At 56.1% G+C, this 1,856-nt stretch carries 2 protein-coding genes; both read left to right on the top strand.

Features of this window, described 5'->3' with window-relative positions; translation table 11 throughout:
• The first annotated feature begins 203 nt into the window (after nt 1–203).
• Entirely contained in the window at nt 204–1,169 is a 966-nt protein-coding gene (locus tag FJ398_27505) for a DGQHR domain-containing protein (GenBank protein MBM3841623.1), read from the top strand.
• On the top strand, nt 1,166–1,856 hold a 691-nt coding region (locus FJ398_27500; GenBank protein ID MBM3841622.1), incomplete at its 3' end, for a hypothetical protein. The genes FJ398_27505 and FJ398_27500, both read left to right, overlap by 4 nt.

Raw genomic sequence — 1,856 nt, 5'->3', positions numbered from 1 at the left:
AGCAATGGTTGTCCTCCACGAGATCGGCGGCTATTCTTCCGCGGCAAAGCAAACGGTGACGAACTTTTTGAAGGACAGTCGTGACCAACACATTTGAACACATCTTTCCCGCCATTCGTGGCATGCAAGCGGGACAGGACATCTTCGTTTCCCTCTGCCCGCTGCAACTCGCATCCAAACTCTTTTAATTCGCAGAGGGAACGCTGCCCGAGTCTATCCGGAGCACCCGAGTGCTGAATCAAGACACGGTCGAGCGAATAGCGAGGTACGTGTCTGCAAATCCGAAGACTTATGTTCTCTCGCCGCTGTTGGTTTCCGTGGACGGTGACGCTCGCTTTGTTCCATTGCTGCCCGAGGCCGAAATTGGGCAACTGCACATCGCGATGGAGGCGCGCTTCGTTGTGAACGGCGGCGAGCACGAGAAGGCAGCTCTTGAAAAAGTTCTAACCGAGCAGCCGGAGTTAGCGGCAGAGCGGATTCCAGTCGTGTTCCAGCCGGACAAGAGACTAAGGCGAGCAGCCAGGATCTACGCTGAATTGAAGATGTTCTCAGTCCGTCCTAGCGCAAGCCTGCGCCTGCTTAATTCTGTGGACGACGACTCCGCCCGCCTTGCGCGGGAGTTGGCCGAGAAGTCTAAGCCGTTTCAAGGCCTTGTCGAAATGAAGCGGAGCTCAATCGCGCCCCGCTCGAGGATGCTGTTCACGCTGAGCGCAGTCCATCAAGCTACGAAGGCGTTGCTTGCCGGATTGCCGCCTAAGCCTTACGAGGAGCGCCTCGCTCTTGCGCTGAGATTCTGGAATTCTGTTGAAAGGCAATTCCCTGAGTGGGGGCAGGTTCGCTCGGGGAAAATATTGTCCTCGGCGTTGCGTGCCCGTTTCATTCATTCCCATGCCCTCGCGTTGCAGGCTATTGGGAAAGTCGGCAACTCCTTGCTCCAATCGCATCCTGACGACTGGGAAGGATGCCTCGCCTCGCTCCGCCAGATTGACTGGCGGCGGGAAAACACGAAGGACTGGGAGGGCCGGGCTTTCATCGGTGGCAAAGTTTCCAAGGCTATGGCGAACGTGGTGTTGACTAGCAATCTCCTGAAAAAGGCCATTGGGATCGCGCTTCTCCCGTCAGAGAAGACAATCGAGCAGGCCCATCAAGCGGGAAAGGCACGGCGATGATGACGCAAAATGAATGGCTCCGAAAGCTCACCGCGCTCAATCCGGCCGTTGACAACAAGCTTGGTCCGGGAAATGAACGATTCGCGCCGCACAAAGCCCTTTTGCTTTTGTGCATTTTCGAATTGGTGGAGCAGCGGCAACTGGACGCCAACCGGCTCGGTCTGACGGCGGATTTGGTGCTACGTTTTCAGTCCTTCTGGCGGATTGTGGTTTCACGATGGACGACTAAGCCCGATCTGCGCATGCCATTTCACCACCTGGGGACGCAAGGTTTTTGGCAACCAATTACCAAAGACCTACGGCCATCTACCCACAGAAGCCTCACGGAGTTTGTGGACATTGATCCGTCCTTCTTGGCTGCCGTCGAGGATCCGGGTTTTCGGCGGCGGGCGCGATCCGTAATCATTACGCAGTACTTCCCGCCGGTAGAACAGATTGCTCTGCGAACCTTGACGGGCGTCGATGACGAGAAAGCTCAGGCGGAATTCAAGCAAATCAAAGCAGAAGCCCGCGAACACGCCCGCAGCACTGCACGCGATGCACGCTTTCGCATCGAGGTTGTTTCTTCTTACCTTTTCACATGTGCGCTGACTGGTTACAGCCTTACGACAGTCTCAAACAAATGCATTGTGGACGCCGCACACATCCACGAAAGGCGTGACAGCAAGAACGATGACCCTCGCAACG

The sequence above is a fragment of the Verrucomicrobiota bacterium genome, from assembly GCA_016871535.1.
Lineage (GTDB): Bacteria > Verrucomicrobiota > Verrucomicrobiia > Limisphaerales > SIBE01 > VHCZ01.
This window is presented reverse-complemented; position numbering and strand designations above follow the sequence as displayed.